At 43.8% G+C, this 6000-nt stretch carries 4 protein-coding genes; 1 reads left to right on the top strand and 3 read right to left on the bottom strand.

The annotated features are described in order from the left end of the window. Positions 1-132 precede the first annotated feature (132 nt). Positions 133-1824, top strand: coding sequence for an alkaline phosphatase D family protein (locus CXF58_RS13725; RefSeq protein WP_102077849.1), 1692 nt, complete (start codon positions 133-135; stop codon positions 1822-1824). 147 nt (positions 1825-1971) lie between these two features. Here the strand turns inward: CXF58_RS13725 and CXF58_RS13720 are convergent, their stop codons facing one another. From CXF58_RS13720 to uvrB, 3 genes are all read right to left on the bottom strand, one after another. Then, positions 1972-2349 (bottom strand): hypothetical protein, encoded by a 378-nt coding sequence (locus tag CXF58_RS13720; RefSeq protein WP_102077848.1) that lies wholly within the window; start codon positions 2347-2349, stop codon positions 1972-1974. Between the two features lie 237 nt (positions 2350-2586). Further along, a complete protein-coding gene (locus CXF58_RS13715) occupies positions 2587-3657 on the bottom strand; it encodes a pyridoxal phosphate-dependent aminotransferase (RefSeq protein WP_228706616.1) in 1071 nt (356 codons plus the stop codon). A gap of 225 nt (positions 3658-3882) precedes the next feature. Further along, complete coding sequence (uvrB, locus tag CXF58_RS13710; RefSeq protein WP_102077847.1) at positions 3883-5994, bottom strand: excinuclease ABC subunit UvrB; 2112 nt, start codon at positions 5992-5994, stop codon at positions 3883-3885. Between the last annotated feature and the right edge of the window lie 6 nt (positions 5995-6000).

The following is a 6000-nucleotide window of genomic DNA, read 5'->3' as shown; positions in this document are numbered from 1 at the left end:
TCAAATATATCATCTTGCTTCGGCTGTCACCCTTCCTTTATTACCCCAGCATACTTTTTGATACACCATCAGATTATTTACTATTGTGAATGATAAATGGAATTTATCTTTAACTCATATCAAGGATGACTGATGAAAAGACGTGCATTTATAAAACTCGGTGGACAGGTGACGGTAGTCGGTACTGTATTGACTCAACTCAGTGCTTGTTCATCAGATGATGGCGACGTTAGGCCACCAAATAACATCGATGGTTTAGATGACTTGGATGATTTAGGCTATCAAGGCGCAGCACCTTTTGTGCATGGTATTGCCAGTGGCGACCCGCTCCAAGATCGCGTCATACTGTGGACACGAATTACCAATGACGGTAGTATCCAAGCCGCCAGTATTCCTGTTGCTTATAGGGTAGCAACAGACCCAGCGCTGAAAAACATCGTTACTCAAGGTCGCGCAATAGCGACAGCGCAATCCGACTTCACCGTAAAGGTCGACCCCAAAAACCTACAACCTAATACCACTTATTATTATGCTTTTGAAGCACTAGGCTATCGCTCTCCTATTGGTCGCACACGCACCATACCACAAGCAGACTTGCCAGCAAGCGCAGTTGATCGTGTGCGCTTAGCAGTGGTTTCCTGCTCAAACTATGGCTTTGGCTACTTTAATGGCTATGCCAATATCGCCAAGCAAGCCGACCTCTCTGCTGTCATACATTTAGGTGATTATATCTATGAGTATCCAGAAGGCTTTTATCGCGATAACGATTTAAAAGAAGAGCGACCGTTAGACCCAAAAAACGAGATTATCAGTTTAGACGATTATCGTCGTCGCTACGCTTGCTACCGTACCGATGTCGATTTGCAAGAATGTCACCGCCAGCATCCGTTTATCGCTGTTTGGGACGATCACGAAATCGCAGACAATTCATGGAAAGGTGGCGCAGGTTTTCATACCGAGAGTAAAGGCAGCTATATAGAACGCAAAATGTCCGCCGTACGCGCTTATCATGAGTGGATGCCTATTCGCGATGACAGTAGCAACGAGCTAGACAGCCAATTACGCATCTATCGACGTTTTGAGTTTGGTAAATTATTCGATTTAAATATGCTAGATACGCGCATATTTGGTCGTGAAAAGCTTGATGCCAAAGCCAGTAACGAGCCTGAACGTCAATTATTAGGTCTTGAACAAGAAAACTGGCTCTATTTAAAGATGCTCGAGGGTAAACGCCGACAAGCAACATGGCAAGTACTCGGGCAACAAGTTATTTTAGCGCCATTTAAAGGCACTTTTGCCACCAATTCTGGCGATATTTGGAATGGGTATGCCAGTGCACGCACACGTTTTCTCAACTTTATCGAAGAAAATAATATCTCCAACACGGTTGTTTTAACTGGGGATTATCATGCTTCCTTTGCTTTTGATATTGCAAAAAACCCTTTTGAAGCAAGTAGCTATAATCCTTTAACCGGCAAAGGCTCTTTAGCCGTAGAGTTCGTCTGTCCGGCATTGACGTCTTTGCCCTTTCCTGAAACCGCTGGGGTTGAGCTAAACCCGCATCAGAAATTTAACAATCAGACCGAACGTGGTTATATGCTCCTCGATATCACTGAGCAGGCGTTTCAATGCGAATGGTATTACACGGACACCTTAAAAAAACGAGATGATAGCGTTAGATTTGCAAAAAGTTTGCTTACTCAAACCCAAACCAACCACTTGATTGACGGCAGTCAATCGCGCCCGCTTACTAACGTCGCTGCCCTCTCTGCTGCTGACAAATCTATGGCAGTGAAAAAGTCTGCCGCTTTAAGCGGTGCTTAACACAATAATCTCCGCACAGTACTTTGCACACTTAAGGTAAAAAAATAGTAGCCAACAAAAAAGGGTAAATCATATGATTTACCCTTTTTTGTTGCTCATTTAGCTAATGGGATTTATAAAATACTGACGTACTTATGACTGGTCAATTTATAACTCATTGCTAGGCGTTGGACGAACGGGCAAAGATGCGGTCGATGGCAATATTTTACTGCGATGAAAATACTTGGACGAGCCATCAATTATCTTATTTACTTCTTTAACCAAAGCATGGATGACATCATCATAAACGCCATGATATAACTCGGTCTCAAACGCTGTAAAAGGATGCTTACGCGATGCCGAACTGACTTCTGTCACGCCCTGCTTACTATAAAAAATATCGACGCGGCCATCGCTATTTAATACACAATTTAACTCTCCGCCTTCAAGCGCCATCTCGATACGCTCAGGCATAAAAATATAATCATCCACATCCATGAGCTTTTTTTCTACTTCTCTCTTAAAAAAAGATTTGATATCAAACATACATACACCCTTTGTCTTAAAATTTTAAAAACTTTCAGCACGTCTATTCTTATGGTCTTTATGGTATGCGTCTCGCATATTTGCTCATGATAGATCATGCTTTATTAACTTATCCTATAAGGTGTACGGATACTTTTTAAGACAGAATATGTAAAACTGCGTTTGCTGTTGGTAAAAAAAGACGCCGTCTAAGCGTCCCTTCTTTTTTGGTAAATCCAATCATACGATGGTGCGTAATTACACCCAGCCTTTTTCACGAAATAACTGTAATGTCTTAATAACGACTGTCATCTCTTCGGGCGTACCAAGTGTGATGCGGTTAAAACTTGGTATCGAAGGGAACTCGCGACCAACGGCAATACCATGTTCGAGCATACGATCGATATAGGTTTGTACATCGCCATTGACTTCATAAAAAATAAAATTGGTTTGCGAGGGCAAATAACGCAGCCCCAGCTCATCGAGCGCTGTCTCCATCATTTTTCTTGCTCGATTGGTGGTTTGTAAGCTATGCGCCAAAAACGCCTCGTCTTGTAGCGTTGCTATTGCTGCAACCGCACCTAACATGTTGATATTATCCGTAGACATCAAAGAACCAATTTCTGCAATCATCGGCGTATTGGCAATCGCATAACCGACGCGCAAGCCTGCTAGCCCAAATAATTTTGAGAAAGTGCGTACGACAATCAAGTTATCCGATAGCCCCTCTTTTATCCATTCAACGCCACTCTCAAAACTGGGGTCTGTGATATAGCCAAAGTAGGCTTCATCCACTAAGAAATAGTGGTTTTTTGGCGCATTTTTTATCCACGCTTTGAGCGTATCCGTTGCGGTAATGATAGCGGTTGGATTATTAGGATTGCATAAATAAAAAAGACTGATACCGTCAAATTGAGCAGCCGCTTTTTGTAGGTTATCAAAGTCTAAATCATAATCATCGCGCGTTAATGGCACTTTGACTACTGGGATACCTAAGGAGCATGCATACAGCTCGGCACAACCGAAAGTTGGGTCTGGAATAATTAGCTGAAACCTTGTATCTGTTTTTAATGCTTTGTCATGCAGCATTTGCACCACTGCTCTGATACTCTCGATTGAGCCATTGCCCAATAAAACCTGATTTTCAGGTACACCATTGATAGCCGCTACTTTGCTCAGCAGCGTAGCGCGATGTTTATCAGGATAGCGAGCGCCGCCAGCCAAAGCATTAGCGATGGCTTCTTTGGCAGAGTCGGCCATGCCTAAAGAGTTTTCATTAAAGTCTAACTTGAGTAGTTTATGACTGTTGTTATCGATATTATTATGCATGATAGGTAATCCGCCTAAGTCGTCCATGAATGATAAAGCGCATGCAGCTGCGTCATATCATCTTAAGTGGCATCTATCATAATTACAAGTTATCTAATAGCAAATTATTAGTCATTAATATACCTAGATAGAAGTACGTTTAACTTTAAATATCCCGTAAAAAAAGGTGAGCTGCAGCCTATGCAACTCACCTTTCTACGTCTACATTCAGTCGGAATTAAACCATTAAATCAAATGCGCTTTTAATTCCAATACTTTATCACGCGTTTTTGCCGCTTCTTCAAATTTCAAATCTCGTGACATTTGCTGCATTTGTTTCTCGAGGCGTTTGATTTCTTTGGCCAGTAAATCAGGACTGCGCAAAATGCTAATATCGACATCAGGCAGATTACTTTTCACAGGAATTACTTGATTGTCATTGGCATCAAGGTTTTCACCCGTGTCAATTTTATCGGTAATACTACGGCGCGCACCTTTTGGCGTAATATTGTGCTCAAGATTAAAGGCGACTTGTTTTTCGCGGCGACGGTCAGTCTCCTCTATCGCTTTTTCCATACTCGGCGTAATGCGGTCGGCGTACAAAATCGCTTTACCGTTTAAGTGACGCGCAGCACGACCAATGGTCTGGATCAGCGAGCGCTCAGAACGCAAAAAGCCCTCTTTATCGGCATCAAATATTGCCACCAATGATACCTCTGGCATATCCAAACCTTCACGCAAGAGATTAATGCCGACCAGCACATCATGGACGCCTGTCCGCAGTTCATGAATAATCTGCATGCGTTCAACCGTATCGATATCTGAATGCAGATAAGCGACTTTGACATCGTATTCTTTAAGATAACTGGTCAAATCTTCCGCCATACGCTTGGTTAACGTGGTGATAAGCACGCGCTCATCAAGCTCACGGCGTTTGGTAATCTCAGATAGCACATCATCAACCTGCGTCAATACAGGACGAATCTCAATCTCAGGGTCAATCAAACCGGTTGGACGCACAACTTGCTCGACCACCTGCTCGCTGTGTTCAAGCTCATACTGTGCTGGCGTGGCGCTAACATAAATGGTCTTTGGCTTAATACGCTCCCACTCTTCAAACTTCATCGGGCGATTATTCATTGCACTTGGCAGACGAAAACCATAATTGACGAGGTTTTCTTTACGCGATCTATCGCCTTTATACATCGCCCCAATTTGCGAAACCGTCACGTGCGATTCATCGATAAATAACAGCGCATCTTCTGGAATATAATCAAACAAAGTCGGCGGTGCTTCCCCTGACGGCCGACCAGACAGATGCTGCGAGTAGTTTTCGATACCATTACAGTAGCCGAGCTGCTGAATCATCTCAAGGTCATACTGGGTACGCTCTTTTAGACGCTGCGCTTCGACCAATTTATTATTGTCGCGAAAATACTCTAAGCGCGGCTCAAGCTCGGCGCGAATGGTATGACTTGCCGCTTCCAATTTATTGCGCGGGGTCACGTAGTGCGATTTTGGATAAATGGTAATACGCGGCACACTTCGGACGGTTTTGCCGGTTAACGGGTCAAACCAAGTAATTTTCTCCACTTCATCATCAAATAGATGTACGCGCACCGCTAGCTGCTCAGATTCCGCAGGATAAATATCTAACAGCTCACCGCGCAAGCGATAGGTACCACGGCCAAAATCTAACTCATTACGGTTATATTGCATTTCAACCAAACGCTTAATGGTCGCCGTCCGATCGATTTTGTCACCGACGACGACATGTAAAAGCATTTTTAGATAACTTTCTGGATCACCCAAACCATAAATGCAGGAGACCGAAGCCACAATAATCGCATCACGGCGCTCAAGTAGCGCCCGCGTCGCTGATAGGCGCATTTGGTCAATATGGTCGTTGATAGCACTGTCTTTTTCGATAAAGGTATCACTCGCAGCGACATAGGCTTCCGGCTGATAATAATCGTAATAACTGACAAAATACTCAACGGCGTTATTTGGAAAGAACGCTTTAAATTCGCCATAGAGCTGTGCTGCGAGGGTTTTATTGTGCGCCATAATAATGGTTGGACGTTGGCATTCAGCGATGGCCTTTGCCATGGTATAAGTCTTACCAGAACCGGTCACACCGAGTAATAATTGCTCATCCATGCCTGATTTGATGCCTTTGACCAACTTTTCGATTGCTTGTGGTTGATCGCCTGCCGGCTCAAAGTCGGTGACCATCTCAAAGGCGCGGCTTGATATTTGCGTACCAGACGCATTGACACCACTGATTTCAGCTTCGCCTTGCAGCTGAGTGGCCAATTGGTTTAACTGACGCGACGAGCGCGGTTCAGGCATTCGCATAATGGC

The organism is Psychrobacter sp. Sarcosine-02u-2, from assembly GCF_002836335.1.
Classification (GTDB): Bacteria; Pseudomonadota; Gammaproteobacteria; order Pseudomonadales; family Moraxellaceae; genus Psychrobacter; species Psychrobacter faecalis.
The sequence above is the reverse complement of the archived record's forward strand: the minus strand, read 5'-3'. Positions and strand labels throughout refer to the sequence as shown.

Coding starts and splice junctions, on each gene's coding strand:
- CXF58_RS13720 (WP_102077848.1), bottom strand. CDS start 2,349: ATGTTTGATATCAAATCTTTTTTTAAGAGAGAAGTAGAAAAAAAGCTC.
- uvrB (WP_102077847.1), bottom strand. CDS start 5,994: ATGCGAATGCCTGAACCGCGCTCGTCGCGTCAGTTAAACCAATTGGCC.
- CXF58_RS13725 (WP_102077849.1), top strand. CDS start 133: ATGAAAAGACGTGCATTTATAAAACTCGGTGGACAGGTGACGGTAGTC.
- CXF58_RS13715 (WP_228706616.1), bottom strand. CDS start 3,657: ATGCATAATAATATCGATAACAACAGTCATAAACTACTCAAGTTAGAC.